Annotated in this window: 11 protein-coding genes; 8 read left to right on the forward strand and 3 right to left on the reverse strand. The window is 67.6% G+C overall.

The annotated features are described in order from the left end of the window. Positions 1-109: 109 nt before the first annotated feature. Positions 110-4,645 carry a DEAD/DEAH box helicase gene (locus tag QLQ15_RS12480; RefSeq protein ID WP_283213091.1) on the forward strand — a complete coding sequence of 1,512 codons (4,536 nt, stop codon included), beginning with the start codon at positions 110-112 and terminating at the stop codon, positions 4,643-4,645. Between the two features lie 28 nt (positions 4,646-4,673). Here QLQ15_RS12480 and QLQ15_RS12485 read toward each other — a convergent pair whose 3' ends face one another. Then, complete coding sequence (locus QLQ15_RS12485) at positions 4,674-6,512, reverse strand: DUF885 domain-containing protein (protein ID WP_283213092.1); 1,839 nt, start codon at positions 6,510-6,512, stop codon at positions 4,674-4,676. Positions 6,513-6,675: 163 nt separating this feature from the next. Between QLQ15_RS12485 and QLQ15_RS12490 the strand changes: the two genes are divergently transcribed. The 3 genes from QLQ15_RS12490 (at position 6,676) to QLQ15_RS12500 (ending at position 9,263) form a co-directional block, all read left to right on the forward strand. Beyond that, positions 6,676-7,185: a hypothetical protein gene (locus QLQ15_RS12490; protein WP_283213093.1), complete on the forward strand. Its 510-nt coding sequence runs from the start codon at positions 6,676-6,678 to the stop codon at positions 7,183-7,185. Positions 7,186-7,359: 174 nt separating this feature from the next. Beyond that, entirely contained in the window at positions 7,360-8,667 is a 1,308-nt protein-coding gene (locus tag QLQ15_RS12495; RefSeq protein WP_283213094.1) for a glycerophosphodiester phosphodiesterase family protein, read from the forward strand. Between the two features lie 101 nt (positions 8,668-8,768). Next, positions 8,769-9,263 (forward strand): GNAT family N-acetyltransferase, encoded by a 495-nt coding sequence (locus QLQ15_RS12500; protein ID WP_283213095.1) that lies wholly within the window; start codon positions 8,769-8,771, stop codon positions 9,261-9,263. Between the two features lie 60 nt (positions 9,264-9,323). Here the strand turns inward: QLQ15_RS12500 and QLQ15_RS12505 are convergent, their stop codons facing one another. Continuing rightward, complete coding sequence (locus QLQ15_RS12505) at positions 9,324-11,519, reverse strand: M3 family metallopeptidase (protein ID WP_283213096.1); 2,196 nt, start codon at positions 11,517-11,519, stop codon at positions 9,324-9,326. A 162-nt stretch (positions 11,520-11,681) separates the two neighbouring features. Between QLQ15_RS12505 and QLQ15_RS12510 the strand changes: the two genes are divergently transcribed. From QLQ15_RS12510 to QLQ15_RS12525, 4 genes are all read left to right on the forward strand, one after another. Then, positions 11,682-13,736, forward strand: a complete 2,055-nt coding sequence (locus QLQ15_RS12510; protein WP_283213097.1) for an amidohydrolase family protein — start codon at positions 11,682-11,684, stop codon at positions 13,734-13,736. 259 nt (positions 13,737-13,995) lie between these two features. Further along, positions 13,996-16,296 carry a TonB-dependent receptor gene (locus QLQ15_RS12515; protein ID WP_283213098.1) on the forward strand — a complete coding sequence of 767 codons (2,301 nt, stop codon included), beginning with the start codon at positions 13,996-13,998 and terminating at the stop codon, positions 16,294-16,296. Positions 16,297-16,457: 161 nt separating this feature from the next. Then, positions 16,458-16,940: a glutathione peroxidase gene (locus QLQ15_RS12520; protein ID WP_283213099.1), complete on the forward strand. Its 483-nt coding sequence runs from the start codon at positions 16,458-16,460 to the stop codon at positions 16,938-16,940. A 9-nt stretch (positions 16,941-16,949) separates the two neighbouring features. Then, positions 16,950-17,333, forward strand: a complete 384-nt coding sequence (locus tag QLQ15_RS12525) for a hypothetical protein (RefSeq protein WP_283213100.1) — start codon at positions 16,950-16,952, stop codon at positions 17,331-17,333. Positions 17,334-17,378: 45 nt separating this feature from the next. Here the strand turns inward: QLQ15_RS12525 and QLQ15_RS12530 are convergent, their stop codons facing one another. Then, positions 17,379-17,801, reverse strand: a complete 423-nt coding sequence (locus tag QLQ15_RS12530) for a universal stress protein (RefSeq protein WP_283213101.1) — start codon at positions 17,799-17,801, stop codon at positions 17,379-17,381. Positions 17,802-17,937 lie beyond the last annotated feature (136 nt).

Raw genomic sequence — 17,937 nt, forward strand, 5'->3', positions numbered from 1 at the left:
ACCCCCAGTATTGGGACGTGGCCGGGCGTTGCAACACGACGCCTGGCCCGTCGAGCCCTGTCCCAATCCCGTCTCACGGACTGAGACCGCCACCCGGCACCATCCGACCATGCCCCTGGACGCCTTCCACCCTGCGGTTGCTGCCTGGTTCGCCAAGGCTTTCCCGGCGCCCACGCCGGCGCAGGCGCGCGCGTGGCCGGCCATCCGCAGCGGCCGCAACACGCTGGTGGCCGCGCCGACGGGTTCGGGCAAGACGCTCACCGCCTTCATGACGGCCATCGACATGCTGGTGCGCCAGGGGCTGGAGAACGCCGGTTCGGCGGGTTTGTTCGCCGGCGAGGCCGCGTTACTGCCGGACGAGACCTTCGTCGTCTACATCTCACCGCTGAAGGCGCTGTCCAACGACATCCGCATCAACCTGGAGGCACCGCTGGCCGGCATCCGCGAGGAGCTGGCGGCGATGGGCCTGCCCGACGTGGACGTCCGCACCGCGGTGCGCACCGGCGATACGCCGCAGGCCGAACGTGCGCTAACGCGTCGCAAACCGCCGCACATCCTGGTCACCACGCCCGAATCCCTTTATGTGCTGCTGGGTTCCGAATCCGGCCGCGCGATGCTGTCCACGGTACGCAGCGTCATCGTCGACGAAATCCATGCCGTCGCCGCCAGCAAACGCGGCAGCCACCTGGCGCTGTCGCTGGAACGTCTGGAAGCACTGTGCGGCCATCGCCTCACGCGCGTGGGCCTGTCGGCCACGCAGAAGCCCATCGCGGAGGTCGCGCGTTACCTCGTCGGCACGGCCCATGTCGCCGCCGACGGGACGCCCGATTGCGAGATCGTCGACATCGGCTACACGCGCCAGCGCGACCTCGCGCTGGAACTGCCGCCCACGCCGCTCAGCGCGGTGATGTCGACCGACCAGTGGGAGCAGGTGTATTCGCGCCTGGTCGAACTGGTGGAGCAGCACCGCACCACGCTGGTGTTCGTGAACACACGACGCATGGCCGAGCGCGCCGCGCACAACCTGGCGCAGAAACTGGGCAAGGACGCCGTGGCCGCGCATCACGGCAGTCTGTCCAAGGAGTTGCGCCTGGATGCGGAGCAACGCCTCAAGCGCGGTGAGCTGCGCGTGCTGGTGTCGACGGCGTCGCTGGAACTGGGTATCGACATCGGCGACGTCGACCTGGTATGCCAGCTCGGATCGCCGCGTTCGATCGCCGCGTTCCTGCAGCGCGTGGGGCGTTCGGGCCACCATGTCGGCGGCACGCCGAAAGGGCGCCTGTTCCCGCAGACGCGCGATGAACTGATCGAGTGCGCGGCGCTGCTCGACGGCGTGCGGCGCGGTGAGCTCGATGCACTGGCCATGCCCGATGCGCCGCTGGACGTGCTTTCGCAGCAGATCGTCGCCGAGGCCTCGTGTCGCGAGTGGGAAGAGGATGCCCTCTACGAGTGGGTATGCCGTGCCTGGCCGTATGCGGCGCTCAAACGCGAGGATTTCGACGCCATCGTGCGCATGCTCGCAGAGGGCTTCACCACGCGCCGTGGCATCCGTGCCGGCTATCTGCATCGCGATGCGGTCAACCGCGTGGTGCGCGGGCGCAAGGGCGGTCGCACCACGGCGCTGATGTCGGGCGGCACCATTCCCGACACCGCCGATTACTCCGTCGTGGTGGAGCCCGAGTCGGTCTTCATCGGCACCGTCAACGAAGACTTCGCCATCGAGAGCATGGCCGGCGACATCTTCCAGCTGGGCAATGCCAGCTACCGCATCCTGCGCGTGGAGCCGGGCAAGGTGCGCGTGGAGGATGCGCAGGGCGCACCGCCCAGCATTCCGTTCTGGCTGGGCGAAGCGCCGGGTCGCACGGACGAACTGTCGTACGCCGTGTCGCGCCTGCGCGAAGACGTCACCGCGCGTCTGCAACCCATGCTTGAGCCCCTCTTCTCCCGGGAGAGGGGTGAGGGCAGGGACGAGCGATGCGATGACGTGACCGAGGCGAACGGAACGCTCGGAGTGGGAAGCGAAACCCACCTCATCCGCGTCGAAGACAGCGACGCTTTTCGCTGGCTCACCGGCGAGCTGCAGCTGTCCGACGAAGCGGCGCGCCAGATCATCGAATACCTCGCCAGCACCGCCGCGTCGCTGGGCGCCATGCCGACGCAGAACACGCTGGTCCTGGAGCGCTTCTTCGATGAGTCCGGCGGCACGCAGCTGGTCATCCACACGCCGTATGGCAGCCGCATCAATCGCGCCTGGGGCCTGGCGTTGCGCAAGCGCTTCTGCCGCAAGTTCAACTTCGAACTGCAGGCGGCCGCGACGGAGGACGCGATCATCCTGTCGCTGTCGACCGCGCACAGCTTCCCGCTGATCGAGGTCGCCAACTACCTGCATTCCTCATCGGCCGAGCACGTGCTGGTGCAGGCGCTGCTCGACGCGCCGCTGTTCGGCGTGCGCTGGCGCTGGGCGGCGACTACCGCACTGGCGCTCCCGCGGTTCGTCGGCGGCAAGAAAGTGCCGCCGCAGCTGCAGCGCATGAAGTCCGAGGACCTGCTGGCGACGGTGTTCCCGGATCAGGTCGCCTGTGCGGAGAACCTCGTCGGCGAGCGCGAGGTGCCCGACCATCCGCTGGTCGAGCAGACCCTGCACGATTGCCTGCACGAAGCGATGGACCTGGACGGTTGGCTCGACGTGCTTCGCGCGATGGAAGCGGGCGAGGTGCAGGTGGTCGCGCGCGACCTGAGTGCGCCGTCGCCCTTCGCGGCGGAGGTCCTCAACGCGCGGCCGTACGCCTTCCTCGATGATGCGCCGTTGGAGGAGCGTCGCACGCAGGCCGTGCAGAGCCGTCGCTACAGCGACGCCCGCAGCGCCGATGACCTGGGCCGCCTCGACGCCGACGCCATCGACGCAGTGCGCGAGGAATGCTGGCCGCAGGTGCGCAGTGCCGACGAAATGCACGAAGCGCTGATGGGGCTGGGCGCGATCACCGCGCGCGAAGTGCGCGAGAACGGCTGGGCCGACTGGCTTGCGCGACTGGTGAAGGCGCATCGCGCGACGAAGATCGAACCGCCGGAACTGGACAGGCCTGTCGGGTCGCGCAGTCCCGACGGTTACGGCCTGTGGGTCGCCGCCGAGCGCCTGCCGCAGATGCAGGCGGTGTTCGCCGAGGTGGCGATGCATCCGTCGATCGAAGCGCCGGCCGAGTACGCGGCCCAGGCTTGGGATCGCGAGGAAGCGCTGGTCGAACTCCTGCGTTCGCGCCTCACCGGGCTAGGGCCCACGCCCATGCAGGCGATTGCCGATGACCTGTCGCTGCCACGCGGCGATGTCGAGCTTGCCCTGCTGCGACTGCAGAACGAAGGCTACGTGATGCAGGGACGCTTCACGCCGGGTATCGCCCTGGACGAATGGTGCGAACGGCATCTGCTGGCGCGCATCCACCGCTACACGCTCAAGCGCCTGCGGCGGGAGATCGAACCGGTCGCGCCGCGCGACTTCATGCGCTTCCTGTTCGACTGGCAGCGCGTGACGCCTTCGGCGCGCGTCAACGGGCCCGAAGCGCTGGCGGGCGTGCTGGCGCAGCTGGAGGGCTTCGAAGCGCCTGCGTCTGCGTGGGAATCGGAACTCCTGCCGGCGCGTGTCAACGACTACTCCATCACCTGGCTGGACGATCTGTGCACCGCGGGTCGCACGTTGTGGACGCGCCTGCGTGCGGGCAGCAGCGAAGGCGGCGCCGCACGCGGCGCCGCACGCGGCAGCACGCCGGTGCGCTCCACGCCGGTGGTGCTGTTGCCCCGTCGTGACGCGGGCGTCTGGACGCGCCTGGCGCCGCCGCCGGCCGCGGATGACGCGCTGTCTTCGCGTGCGCAGAAGGTGGTGGACTACCTGGGCGAACACGGTGCCTCGTTCTTCGACGAACTCGTCACCGGCGCGCACCTGCTGCGCACCGAGCTGGAGGACGTGCTGGCCGAGCTGGTCGCGCGCGGCCGCGTGCACTGCGACAGTTATGCGGGCCTGCGTGCGCTGCTCGTGCCGGCGTCGAAGCGCGCGAGCGCACATTCCGGCCGGCGTCGCCGCGCCGCGCTGTTCGGGATCGAGGACGCAGGACGCTGGGCGCTGATCCGCCGGCCGTCAACGGACACCGCGCGGTCGCCGGAGGACATCGAACACGTCGCGCGCACGCTGCTGCGCCGGTATGGCGTGGTGTGCTGGCGCCTGCTCGAACGCGAGGCGCAATGGTTGCCGCCATGGCGCGAACTGGTGCGCGTCTACCACCGCCTGGAAGCGCGCGGAGAGATCCGTGGCGGCCGCTTCATCTCCGGGCTGTCGGGCGAGCAGTTCGCGCTGCCCGAAGCCATTGGATTGATGCGGCAGGTGCGCCAGAAACCCGAGGAAGGTGTGGTGGTCACCGTGTCGGCGGTCGATCCACTCAACCTGGTGGGCACCATCGTCAGCGGCGACAAGGTGCCGCGCCTGGCCGGCTCGCGCGTGCTGTACCGCGATGGCGTGCCGCTGGCCACGCTGGTGTCGGGCGAGGTGACGCTCCTGGTCGAGCTTCCGCACGACGAAGAGGCCGCCATCCGGCGCACGCTGTTGCGTGAGCCGGAGCGCTCCATCGCCGGATTCCTGGCGCCGGTGACCTCACCGTAGTCAGCGCCGGACTGGTGGCCGCACGCGTTCAGCCATCCTCGCGCTTGAGGGTGGCGATCCAGTCGTCCACGGAAGCTTCCAGGACGGCCAGCGGAAGCGCGCCGTTGCCGAGCACCAGGTCGTGGAAGGCACGGATGTCGAAGCGCGGGCCGAGTTCGCGTCGCGCGCGTTCGCGCAGTTCGACGAACTTCAGGTGGCCGATCTTGTACGAACACGCCTGGCCCGGTTGCACCAGATAGCGGTAGACCTCGGTGCGCACTTCCGACTCGGGCATGCCCGTCTTGGCGCGCATGTAGTCGATGGCCCGTTCGGGCGTCCAGCGCTTGCGGTGCAGACCGGTGTCCACCACCAGTCGCACCGAGCGGAACATCTCGGCGCGCAGCCGCCCCAGGTCGCCCCACGGGTCGTCGCGGTACAGGCCCATCTCATACGCCAGTTGTTCGGCGTACAGCGCCCAGCCTTCGCTGAAGGCGCTGGGATTGAGACTGCGCCGCAGCATCGGCAGGCCGGTCAGTGTCTGGCCGATGGAAATCTGGAAGTGATGACCGGGCGAGCCTTCGTGATAGGTGAGCGTGGGCAGGCTCCAGCGCGTGTTCGCCTCCCGGTTGCCCAGATTGATGAAGTAGATGCCGGGACGCGAGCCGTCCATCGCCGGTTGCACGTACCACGCACCCGGCGCGGTCGCCTGTGACTGTTCCGGCACTGCACGCACTTCCAGCGGCTGTGGTGGCACGCGGCCGAAGTACTGCGGCACGTGCGGCTCCAGCGCGGTGAGGCGGCGACGGATGTCGCCCATCAGTTCTTCGCGGCCGGCTTCGGAGTCGGCGTACTGGAAGCGCGGGTCCTTCACCAGCGCCGCCATGCGCTCGCCGACCGTGCCCCGGCTCAGGCCCTGGCGACGGAGCAGCGCGTCCATTTCCTTTTCGATGCGCGCCACTTCATCCACGCCGATGCGATGGATCTGGTCGGCGTCGAGGTTCGTGCTGGTGTTCCAGCGCAGCGCGGCGTCGTAGTAGGCATCGCCATCCGGGAGCGCCCAGAGACCGTGGTTGCCCGGCTTGCGCGCAATGGCTCCGTCCAGCCGCGCGAGCAGGCGCTGATAGGCGGGGTTGGTGTAGTCGCGCACCGCTTCGACGGCACTGGCCAGCAACGCGTCGCGACGCTCACTGGTCAGCGCGGGCACCTTGTCGAGCTTGCGCTTGAACGACAGCACGAAGGGACTGGCGTCCGGCGCCGGCTGCAGCAGGCTGCGGACCTGTGCGGCCGCACCTTCCAGCGCGACCTGCGGCGGCAACACGCCGTGGCTGGCCTGCAGATCGAAGTTGGCGCGGATCTGTTCCAGCTTCGTCGCGATGGCCTGAAGACGGGCGATGTACGCACGCGCACTGGCTTCGTCGCGGACGGCGTGCTGGTTCTCCATGAACTGCGGCAGCGTCACCGGCACGCTGAACAACTGGTCCACCGCATAGGTGGACGCGCCTGCGGGCAGCCACGCGGGTGCCCAGTCAAAGCGCATCAGGTCCAGTTGCGTCCGGTAGAGCCACACCGTCAGGCCGTAGCTCCATCGGTCCTGTCCGGTCGGCGGCGCGCGTTCGGCCTGCTGCTGCAGCGCGTCCAGATTGCGTTGCATCTGTTCCCGCAACGCGGCGCGGCGTGGCAGCGACACGTCGGTGAGCTGGCCGGACAGATCGATCCCGTCGCCGGCGATGCCCAGCAGCGTGCGCAGCTCCGGGTCGTGGCGCACGGTGTCCATCGTCTGCGCGTCGATCAGTTCGCCGATGGATTGCGGCTGTGTCTGGGCAGCGAAGGTGGGCGGAACGTGGGACAGCGCGGCAAGGCAGAGCAGCGCGAGGACGGCACGACGCATCGGGACTCCTGTCGATTCGACGATGCATGGACGCCTCGCCGGGCCGCGCATGATACGGCGCGATGCGCGGGCACCACTGTGCGCTGGTGTGGTGTTCGCCGGGTTGCCCCCTTCGCCCGATGCTGACGCCGGATGTGGCAAACCATCAGCGAGGAGTCCGAACATGCGCGCCTTACCGCTGTTGTTGTGTCTGGTCGTCGTGCTGGCGGGCTGCCGGACGCGCGGCGAGCCATCGGTGCGGGAACCGGCCGTGCCGGCGCCGCCCATCGTCGCCGCGCCGCCCACGGCCACGCGCGGCGAGTTCACCATCGAAGCCGACAAGCTCGACACGTGGAACGCCATCGGGCAGATCGCCGTGCGCACGCCCGGTGTGGACTATCAGGGCCGCGCGCAGATGCTCGACCTGTATTCGCTTCGCTATCGCGGGCTGGATTTCTTCGTCCTTACCAAGGCGTTGCCTGCGGCGCAGACGGGCAATCGCATCACCACGAAAGTCACAGCGACCACGCTCGCCGGGAAGCCGCTCGAGGATGAACGGGTTGCGCACCTGCTGGCCCACTTCCAGCGCGAACTGCCGGCGGAGATCGCCAGCGTGCGTGCGCGTCAGGCGGCCGAGCGGCACGCGAAACCGAAGGCGAAGGCGAAAGCGAAGAAGGCCAGGACCAGTCCTTGAGTCCGGATGCCGGTGACGTCGGGCTTCAAGCCGACCACGGCCGGGGGCAGTTCGACGCGGCGCACGTCACGCTTGTCTTGGCACGGTCAACGCGGCGCAATCTCGGGCCGCGAGCATGGCCGCGCCGGTTGCACGGGGGAGCCGGCGCATCCCCTGATCGCAAGGAGCGAGACCATGCACCGCCGTCCCACGCTTGCCCGCGGCCTGTTCGCCGCCGCATTGCTGTTCGCCGCCGTCGCCAGTCCCGCCGCTTTCGCCGATGATGCGAAGGTGAGCCACGACCGTCCCCGTCCTTCCGACCCGCCCGGCCGCCACGGCCTGATCGTGATTGGCCACCGCGGCGCCAGCGGATACCGCCCGGAACACACGCTGGAGTCCTACCGCCTGGCGATCCGCCAGGGCGCGGATTTCATCGAGCCCGACCTGGTCGCCACGAAAGACGGCGTGCTGGTGGCGCGCCACGAGAACGAGATCTCCGGCACCACCGACGTTGCCGCGCATCCGGAATTCGCCTCGCGCCGGGCCACCAAGACCATCGACGGCGTGACGCTGACCGGCTGGTTCACCGAGGATTTCACGCTCGCCGAGTTGAAGACGTTGCGTGCGAAGGAGCGCATCCCGGCGATCCGTCCGGACAACACCCGCTTCGATGGCCTGTACCCGATCCCGACGCTGGCGGAGGTCATCGCGCTGGTGAAGCGCGAGAGCCGCAACGGCCGTCGCATCGGCATCTACCCCGAGACCAAGCACCCCACGTACTTCGCCCGCGAAGGGCGTCGCATCGATGGCAAACCCATCGCCACGTCGCTGGGCGCGAAGCTGGTCGAAACGCTGGTCGCCGAAGGATTCACCGATCCGCAACGCGTGTACGTGCAGAGCTTCGAGATCGAGAACCTGATCGAGCTGAAGAAGAAGCTCATGCCCGCCGCCGGCATCGATCTGCCGCTGGTGCAGCTGTACGACGATCTGCAAAGTGCGGCGCCTTACGACGTGGCGTACCACGTCGCGCACGGTTCGAACCTGCCCACGCTCTACGGCGGCCTGCTGCAGCAGGTGGACGGTGGCCTCACCGCATCCACGCGCTATGGCGCCTTCGCCACCGAGCCCGTGCTGGCGTGGATGAAGGCGAACTACGCCAGCGGCATCGGCCCATGGAAGGGCAGCCTGTTGCCGCGACAGGCGTTGCCCGCACCGGTGGACGCGAACGGCGATGGCAAGGCGGAGTTGGCCGGGCAGGGCACGGGGCTGGTGCATCCGATGCTGGCGTTCGCACTCAAGGCCGGATTGCAGGTGCATCCGTACACCCTGCGCGCGGAGGAAACGTATCTGGCCCAGACGCCCGGCGGTATCGCGCAGTCGGTCGTGGCCGAGGCCGTGCAGCTGTACGGACTGGGCGTGCAGGGTTTCTTCATCGACCAGCCCGACCAGGGCGTGCTGGCGCGCGAGATCTTCCTGGAGATCAACCGCCTGCGCGAACGCTGAGCGATATCAAGCCACCCGGCCGCGAGACGGCCGGGTGGCTTGAGCGTCGTGGCGATCCGTTACACAGTGGGCATCGCAGGCCGCAGCCACGCGGAGTTCCGATGCCCGACGTCGTCATCGCATTGCAGCAGGTCGAAACCACGGTGCACGTGGACATCGCGCGCGAGTTGTTCCGCGAATACGCGCACGCCATCGGCACCGATCTGGAATACCAGGGCTTCTCGTCGGAGCTGGACGCGCTGCCTTCACCGTACGTGCCGCCCAATGGCGCGCTGTTGATCGCACGGGTCGATGGCGATGTCGCGGGCTGCGTGGCGATGCGTCCGCTCGGGGCTGGCATCGGCGAAATGAAGCGGTTGTACGTGCGGCCCGCGTTCCGCGCGTACGGACTGGGGCGCCGACTGGTGGAAGCGGTGATCGACGCCGCGCGCCGTGCCGGTTGCAGCGAACTGCGTCTGGATACGCTGGCGACGATGACCGCGGCGCAGGCGCTGTACGAACGCCTCGGCTTCGTCGAGATCGCGCCCTACAACACGACGCACCTGCCGGGCACACGGTTCTACGCGTTGCGCCTGGGAGTCGATGCGGGGGAGTAGATGAAGAAAAAGCCGCCCGGTTTCCCGGGCGGCTCTTTTTGCTTCCGGCGATGACGCCGCTTACTTCTTCTTCGCGGCGCTTCCAGCGGCAGCGGCCGGCGTTGCCGTCAGGCCACGCTTCTCCAGCAGCGGCTCGATCTGCGGATCGTGGCCGGCGAAGTTGCGGAACAGCTGCAGCGCGTCTTCGCTGCCGCCCTGCGAGAGCAGGGTCTGGCGGAAGTGGTCGCCGTTGGCGCGGGTCAGGCCGCCGTTCTGCTTGAACCACTGCACCGAGTTCGCGTCCAGCACTTCCGACCAGATGTAGGCGTAGTAACCGGCTGCGTAGCCACCCATGATGTGGCTGAAGTACGGCGTCTTGTAACGCGGCGGCACCGCGTAGAAGTCCACGCCGTCCTTCTTCAGCGCGCTGGCTTCGAAGCCCATCACGCCGCCGGCGGCCGGCAGCTGGTCGGCCGTGGCCTGGTGCCAGTTCTGGTCGAGCATGGCCGCGCCCAGGTACTCGGTCGTGGCGAAGCCCTGGTTGAACTTCGAGCTGGCCAGAACCTTGTCCAGCAGTTCCTTCGGCATGGCCGCGCCGGTCTGGTAGTGCTTGGCGTAGTTGGCCAGGATCGCCGGCCAGTCGGCCCACATCTCGTTGACCTGCGAGGGGTACTCGACGAAGTCGCGCGGGACGCTGGTGCCGCTGAAGTACGGGTACTGCACGTTCGAGAACATGCCGTGCAGCGCGTGGCCGAACTCGTGGAACGCGGTGGTCACTTCATCCCACGTCAGCAGCGTCGGCTTGCCTTCGCTGGGCTTGGGGATGTTGAGGTGGTTGGCGACCACCGGCTTGAAGCCGGTCATGCCCGACTGGTCGACGTACGAGTTCATCCACGCACCGCCGCGCTTGGACGCACGTGCGTACGGGTCGAAGATGAAGATCGCCAGCTGCGAGCCGTCCTCGTTGAACACGTCGTACACGAAGGTGTCGGCGTGGTACTTCGGCAGGTCGGTGCGCTCCTTGAACTTCAGGCCGTACAGCTGGCCGGCGGCGTAGAACACGCCGTTCTCCAGCACGTTCTTCATCTCGAAGTACGGCTTGAGCTGCGATTCGTCGAAGCTGTATTTCGCCTGGCGCACCTTCTCGGTGTAGAAGGACCAGTCCCACGGCTCGAGCTTGAACGTCGGTTGGCCCTTGGCCTTCTGCTCGGCGTCGATCATGGCCTGCAGGTCGGCGGCTTCGCGCTTGGCGTTGGCGACGGCCGGCGGGGCGAGCTTGCCGAGCATCGCGTTGACGGCTTCCGGCGTCTTCGCGGTCTCGTCCTCGAGCACGTACGCGGCGTAGTTCGGGTAGCCCATCATCTTCGCGCGCTCGGCGCGCAGCTTGGTCACCTGGGCGACGATCGCGGTGTTGTCGTAGGCGCCGCCGTGGCTGCCGCGCGCGACCGAGGCCTTGTGCAGGCGCTCGCGCAGGGCGCGGTTGGTCAGCGAGGACTCCGGCGGCTGGCCGGTGGTGTTGAGCAGGGCGATGACGTACTTGCCTTCGAGCTTGCGGGCCTTCGCGGCCTCGGCAGCGGCGGCGATCTGCTCGTCGGACAGGCCGTCGAGCTCTTCCTTCGTGTCGACCACGATCGCCGAGGCGTTCACTTCGGCCAGCACGTTCTGGCTGAACTTGGTGCCCAGCGCGGCCAGCTCGGAGTTGATCTGCTTCAGGCGGGCCTTGTCGGCGTCGGACAGGTTGGCGCCGGCGCGGACGAAATCGGTGTAGTAGCGCTCGATCAGGCGCACGCCCTGCGCGTCCAGACCCAGCGACTGGCGGGTGTCGTACAGCGCCTTCACGCGGCCGAACAGCTTGCCGTTGAGGTTGATCGCGTCGCGGTGCGCGGAGAACTTCGGCGCGTACTCGGCCTGCAGCTTCTCGCGGGCCGGGTTGGTGTCGGTGCCGACCAGGTTGAAGAACACGGTGGTCGCGCGGGTCACGGTGCGGCCGGACTTCTCAAGCTCGAGGATGGTGTTCTCGAAGGTCGGCTTGGCCGGGTTGTTGGCGATCGCGTCGATCTCCTTCAGCTGCTCGGCCATGCCGGCGTCGAAGGCGGGAGCGAAATCGCTGTCCTTGATCTTGTCGAACTGCGGGTAGTGGAGCGACAGCGGGCTGTCGGCGAAGAACGGGTTCGCGGCTTGCGCACTCACGGCGGTGTCTGCCTTGGGGGTTTTCGCATAAGTGGGGGCGGTTGCGGCCAAAGCCACGGCCAGCGCCAGCGCGAGAGGGTGCTTCATGGGTACTCAAACCTCGTCAAAGGGAGCCCGAAGCCTACCCGATGGGCCCGGGTCGGACCTATGACGAAAGGCATGGAGGGGTGAACAGGCCCGGAACGGCATGGGGTGGCTACACTCCCGGGACACCGGGCCGCACCGGCCCGCCTCCCGGGAAGGAGTCTCATGAGCTCGAAGACACGCGCAGTGCTCGCCGGTTCGTTCGCCCTGGGCCTGATGGGCCTGTCCTCCACCGCGTTGGCGGACGAAACCGTGCGCTACGTCGCACTGGTGGACAACGGCAAGCAGGCCGGCCACCAGGTCGTCACCCACCGCGACGACGGCACAACGACCGTGGACTTCATCTTCAAGGACAACGGCCGCGGGCCTGAGCTGAAGGAGGAGTACGCGCTGGCTCCGGACGGAACGTTCCGTACCTACAAGGTGCAGGGCACTTCCACGTTCGGGGCGAAGATCGACGAGACCTTCCGCCGCGATGGCGACCAGGTGCAGTGGAAGTCGACCTCGGACGAAGGCAAGCAGACGATGCCGGGCATGGCGCTGTATTCCCCGCTGGGCGGTTCGCCGCAGTCGTTCTCGGTGGCCTATGCCGCCCTGTCGAAGCGGCCCGACGGCAAGCTGCCGCTGATCCCCAGCGGCACGCTGACTTCGCGCACGGTCGCCACGGCACAGGCGCAGTGCGGCGCCGCACCGCGTGACGTGCAACTGGTGGCCGTGACCGGCGTCGGCCTGACGCCCACCTTCGCCTGGACCACGACCGACGCGAATCCGCGCCTGTTCGCCTATATCTACCCGGGCTTCCTGCAGCTGATCGAGCAGGGTTGCGAGGCCTCGGCCAATGCCCTGGAAGCCCGCCAGAAGCAGGCCGAAGGCGAGGCACTGGTGGAACTGGCCAAGCGCCTGGGCCATCCGCTGGCGGGCACCACGCTGATCCGCAACGCGCGCGTGTTCGACAGCGAAAAAGCGCAGCTGGGCGCCGCCAGCGACGTGCTGGTGAAGGACGGTCGCATCGTTTCGGTATCGCCTGCCTCGAAGAAGGCCGCCCCGGCCGACCACGTCATCGACGCCGACGGCAAGGTGCTGCTGCCGGGCCTGTTCGACATGCACGGACATGTCGGTCGCTGGGATGGCGGGCTCAACCTCGCTGCCGGCGTAACGACCGTGCGCGACATGGGCAACGACAACGCCACGCTCCAGCAGATCCTGGGCGAGATCAAGGGCGGCACGCTGATGTCGCCGGACATCGTCCCGGCCGGTTTCATCGAGGGCGAGAGCAAGTTCTCCGCGCGCAACGGCTTCGTCATCAAGAACCTGGACGAGGCGAAGAAGGCGGTGGACTGGTACGCCGAGCACGGCTACCCGCAGATCAAGATCTACAACTCGTTCCCGAAGGACCTGTTGAAGGACACGGTGGCCTACGCGCACTCCAAGGGCATGCGCGTGAGCGGCCACGTGCCGGCGTTCATGCGCGCGCAGGACGTGGTGGACGACGGATTCGACGAGATCCAGCACATCAACCAGCTGATGCTGAACTTCTTCGTCGACGACAAGACCGATACCCGCACGCTGGCGCGCTTCTACCTGCCCGCCGAGAAGACCGACGGCCTGGACCTGGACAGCAAGCCGGTGCAGGACTTCATCCATACGCTGGCGAGCAAGCAGGTAGTGATCGACCCGACGCTGGCCACGTTCGAGTTCCTGCACCAGCGCGAGGGCGAGATGTCGCCGATCGTGGCCGACGTGGCCGACCACCTGCCGCCGGACGTGCAGCGCGGCCGCCGCGCGGCGGAGATGAACATCCCCGACGACGCCACGGCGGCCAAGTACAACCGCTCCTACGCCAAGATGGTCGAGTTCGTCGGTCGCGCCTACAAGGCCGGCGTGCCGATGGTGGCCGGCACCGACGAGATGGTCGGCTTCACCCTGCAGCGGGAGCTGGAGCTGTACGTCAAGGCAGGGCTGACGCCCGCCCAGGCGCTGCAGGTGGCGACCTGGAACGGCGCCAAGTACAGCCGCACGCTGCCGGAGCGGGGTTCGATCACCCCCGGCAAGCGTTCCTATCTTGTGCTGATCGACGGCGATCCGACCGCCAACATCGCCGATATCCGCAAGGTCGCGCTGGTGCTGAAGGGCGACACGGTGTATTACCCGGCCGAGATCCACGAGGCGCTGGGCATCAAGCCCTTCGCGGTGCCGGTCAAGGTGCGCACGGCTCGCTGACGCGGGCCGCTCCCGGTTCCGTACGCCTGTCGGCGGCAGGCGTACGGCCCGGTACGGCGTTTTAACCTTCTGGTAACATTCGCGCACTACGTCACGCTCGCAGGGCGCGGGACCGGGTCCGCGCAAGGCCGTCAGGGGACGGCTTGAGTCCTATGCATTCGCCGCGTCGCATGTCGGAGAGGGGCACGTGACGCGTCGGCCTTCGAACCCTTGGCGTCCCATCTTTGACGCCGCCCATCGAGACCGTTCAATGCCTTCCATGCCGCTTGCCCGCAAGCTTCCCCGCCACGCCCTGACCGCCGCCATCGTCCTGATGCTGCCGGTGCAGGTCGCACTCGCGCAGGACGCGCAGCCCGCCACCCCGGCCGAGAAGGAAGCGGCCACCCTCGACACGGTGCAGGTCACCGCGCAGCGCAAGATCGAGAACCTGCAGGACGTGCCGGTGTCGGTGACCACGATCAACCCCGAGACGCTCAACGTGCTCGGTTCCGGCGGCGCCGACGTGCGTTTCATGTCCGGTCGCGTGCCCAGCCTCAACATCGAGTCGTCGTTCGGCCGCGCGTTCCCGCGCTTCTACATCCGCGGCTACGGCAACACCGACTTCCGCCTCAACACCTCGCAGCCGGTGTCGCTGGTGTACGACGACATCGTGCAGGAGAACCCGATCCTCAAGGGCTTCCCGGTGTTCGATCTGGATCGCGTGGAAGTGCTGCGCGGCCCGCAGGGTTCGCTGTTCGGCCGTAACAGCCCGGCCGGCGTGGTCAAGTTCGAGTCGGTGCGCCCGTCGCAGGAATTCAGCGGCTACGGCAAGGTCGGTGCCGGCAGCGACAACATGTGGAACCTGGAAGGCGCCGTCGGCGGCGGCCTGACCGAGAACTGGTCGGCCCGCGCCTCGGCCATGTTCCAGCGTCGCGACGACTGGGTCACCAACACCTTCGCGGGCCCGAACGACGGCTTCGAAGGCTATGACGAATCCGCCGGCCGCGTGCAGTTCCTGTACGAAGGCGGGGACTGGGACCTGCTGCTCAACGCGCACGCGCGCCGCCTCAACGGCACCGCGCGACTGTTCCGCGCCAACATCATCAAGCCCTTCACCAACGACCTGGTCGACGGCTTCGACGAGGACAAGGTCTCGCTGGACGGCTTCAACCACTCCGAGCTGGACAGCCAGGGTGCCAATGCGCGCCTGAGCTGGAACCTGAGCGAGGAGTACACCCTGTACGCGATCACCGGCTACGAGTCGGTCGAGACCTACAGCCGCGGCGACATCGACGGCGGCACGCCGGCGGGCCCGGGCATCATCCCGTTCCAGTCGGAAACCGCCGACGGCATTCCCAAGCACGCGCAGTGGACGCAGGAATTCCGCATCGAGTCGGACTTCGACGGCGCCTGGAACTGGCAGGCCGGCGTGTTCTATTTCAATGAAGACTACGACGTCGAAAGCTTCAGCTACGACTCCACCAACGGCGGCGCGCAGGACGGCTACGAGCGCGTGAACCAGACCAACGATTCGTGGGCCGTGTTCGGCGCCGCGACGTGGCAGGCCACCGACAAGCTGGAACTGCGTGCCGGCGCCCGCTACACCTGGGACGAGAAGGAACTGAACGTCCGCGACTACTGGAACACCGGTTTCGCGCCGTGCATCGGTCCGACGCTGGGGTTCATCCCGGGCCCGGTGCTGTGCACCAAGGATGACCTGCTGGCCGCCGAAGGCCCGGGCGGCACGCTGTCGGCCGCGCCGGAAGACAAGCAGTTCAGCTGGGACCTGTCGGCCACGTACGAGATCAACGACGACGTGAACCTCTACGGCCGCGTCGCCACCGGCTATCGCGGCAGCAGCATCCAGGCCGCGGGCGCGTTCAACCGCATGTCGGTCGCCGAACCGGAAACGTCCATCTCCTACGAAATGGGCATCAAGGCCGACCTGTGGGGTAACCGTGCGCGCATCAACGCCGGCATCTTCTACTACGAAGTCGACGACCAGCAGCTGACGGCGGTGGGCGGTTCGTCCAACGCCAACGTCCTGCTCAATGCCGACAAGTCGGTGGGCCAGGGCGTCGAGCTGGACTTCCAGGCGTACCTGACCGACAACCTGCTGGTGACCCTGGGCAGCAGCTACAACGACACCGAGATCAAGGACAGCGATCTGGCCGTGTCGGTGTGCGCGCAGTGCCATCCGACCGATCCGCTCGACGCCAGCGGCAAGGCGCTGATCGACGGCAACCCGCTGCCGCAGGCGCCGGAATGGACGCACAACCTCACCGCGCGCTGGGGTCTGCCGATGGACAACGGCAACGAGTTCTACGTCTTCACCGACTGGGTGTACCGCAGCGAGCTGAACTTCTTCCTGTACGAGTCGCCCGAGTTCAAGGCACAGTCCCTGCTCGAGGGCGGCCTGCGCGTGGGTTACAGCTGGAACTACGGCAAGTACGACCTGGCCGTGTTCGGCCGCAACATCACCGACGAGGTCAAGGTGGTCGGCGCGATCGACTTCAACAACCTCACCGGCATGATCAACGAGCCGCGTACGCTGGGCGTGGAGTTCCGGGCCACGTTCTGACGGCCGGACCCAACCCGGGTTTCACCGCAACGCCGGGCATGTCCCGGCGTTGCTGTTTCCGGGGGCGGGCGATGGGCGGTTGCCGGTTGTGGCGCCAGACCCTCCACGGCGCACCCCGCCAGCGCTATGCTCGGTGCGAACGCCGACCGGAGCCTCCCCCGATGCCCACCGTCTACGACTTCTCGGCACCCGACATCGACGGCCAGTCGCGTTCGCTCGGCGACTTCCGTGGCCAGGCCCTGCTGATCGTCAACGTCGCCTCGCAGTGCGGCTTCACGCCGCAGTACACCGGGCTGGAACAGCTGTACCGGGACTTCCACTCGCGTGGGTTCTCCGTGCTGGGCTTCCCGTGCGACCAGTTCGGCCACCAGGAGCCGGGCGACGAAGCCGAGATCAAGAATTTCTGCTCGCTCAACTACGACGTCACCTTTCCGCTGTTCGCCAAGATCGACGTCAACGGCGATCGCGCGCACCCGCTGTGGAAGTGGTTGAAGGACGAGAAGGGCGGACTGCTCGGCATCGACGCGATCAAGTGGAACTTCACCAAGTTCCTGGTCGCGCGCGACGGCCGCGTCCTCAAACGTTACGCACCCACCGACAAGCCCGAATCGATCGCCAAGGACATCGAGGCCGCATTGGCCTGAGAGGTCGCCATGGTCGCCAACACGACCGCGTCACCGTTGCAGGTGGAGATCGCACCGCATCCGCAGGGTCTGCGCGTGCGCGTGCAGGGTGAGGAAACCCTGGCCAATACCATCGCCTACTGGCGCGACATCCTGGCCGCCGCGAAGAGTGCCGAGGGCAACGGCCTGCTGCTGCTGGACGAGCTGCAGGGCGAGCCGCTGACCGAGGAGCAGTGGCTGGAACTGGTGGTGCACACCGACTCGGAACAGCTGCGCCGGATGAAGATCGCGCACGTGAAGCCGCGCGGGCTCCAGGAAATCGAGTACTGCGAAATCTACGCGCGCGCCAACGGCGTCAACGCGCGCGTGTTCGTGAACGAAGCCGTCGCGGAGCTGTGGCTGCGCGAGGGCTGACGTCCAGACCCCATCGACGCGGATGCGTCGATGAGCGCCATCGCATCAGCGCACGATTGTGACCGGGACAGTCGACCCGGCGATCACCTTGGCCGACACCGATCCCAGGAACATGCCGCGGATCGCACCGTTGCCGTGCGAGCCCATGACGATCTGGTCGGCGCGGTGCTTCTTCGACAGGGCGAGCAGGGTGTCGGGCACATCGCCGACGTGGATCGCCTCCAGGAAATCGATCCGCGCGCGGCGCAGCATGCGACGGGCCGCATTGCACATCGCATCAGCATTCTCCGCGTGGTAACGCGCCACGGCCTGCGCCCCCATCGTCACGGCCACGCGCTGTAGAAGCGGTTGGTCGACGTTGGCCAGGATCACGGTAGGTGGCTTCGCCAGTTCCTTCCGGAGGGCGAGGACGTACTTGACGGCGCGCAGGCTGATGTCGCTGCCGTCCACGGCAAGCAGGATCTTCATGCAGGGTTCTCCGCGGGAGTCTGGAAAGGATCCTAGCGCGCCGCGCGTGAGTTCCCTTGATCCGCGTCAATCCGCCGATGGAGGGCGTTGGAGCGGCGGTTCTCCGGCCGTCAGGACGCGGGCGCAGGCCGCAGCG

It is taken from the genome of Lysobacter stagni, assembly GCF_030053425.1.
In the GTDB taxonomy this organism is placed as follows: Bacteria; Pseudomonadota; Gammaproteobacteria; order Xanthomonadales; family Xanthomonadaceae; genus Lysobacter_J; species Lysobacter_J stagni.

Excerpts from the sequence above, each read along its gene's own strand:
- QLQ15_RS12480 (WP_283213091.1), top strand. The coding sequence starts at position 110 with ATGCCCCTGGACGCCTTCCACCCTGCGGTTGCTGCCTGGTTCGCCAAG.
- QLQ15_RS12485 (WP_283213092.1), bottom strand. The coding sequence starts at position 6,512 with ATGCGTCGTGCCGTCCTCGCGCTGCTCTGCCTTGCCGCGCTGTCCCAC.
- QLQ15_RS12490 (WP_283213093.1), top strand. The coding sequence starts at position 6,676 with ATGCGCGCCTTACCGCTGTTGTTGTGTCTGGTCGTCGTGCTGGCGGGC.
- QLQ15_RS12495 (WP_283213094.1), top strand. The coding sequence starts at position 7,360 with ATGCACCGCCGTCCCACGCTTGCCCGCGGCCTGTTCGCCGCCGCATTG.
- QLQ15_RS12500 (WP_283213095.1), top strand. The coding sequence starts at position 8,769 with ATGCCCGACGTCGTCATCGCATTGCAGCAGGTCGAAACCACGGTGCAC.
- QLQ15_RS12505 (WP_283213096.1), bottom strand. The coding sequence starts at position 11,519 with ATGAAGCACCCTCTCGCGCTGGCGCTGGCCGTGGCTTTGGCCGCAACC.
- QLQ15_RS12510 (WP_283213097.1), top strand. The coding sequence starts at position 11,682 with ATGAGCTCGAAGACACGCGCAGTGCTCGCCGGTTCGTTCGCCCTGGGC.
- QLQ15_RS12515 (WP_283213098.1), top strand. The coding sequence starts at position 13,996 with ATGCCGCTTGCCCGCAAGCTTCCCCGCCACGCCCTGACCGCCGCCATC.
- QLQ15_RS12520 (WP_283213099.1), top strand. The coding sequence starts at position 16,458 with ATGCCCACCGTCTACGACTTCTCGGCACCCGACATCGACGGCCAGTCG.
- QLQ15_RS12525 (WP_283213100.1), top strand. The coding sequence starts at position 16,950 with ATGGTCGCCAACACGACCGCGTCACCGTTGCAGGTGGAGATCGCACCG.
- QLQ15_RS12530 (WP_283213101.1), bottom strand. The coding sequence starts at position 17,801 with ATGAAGATCCTGCTTGCCGTGGACGGCAGCGACATCAGCCTGCGCGCC.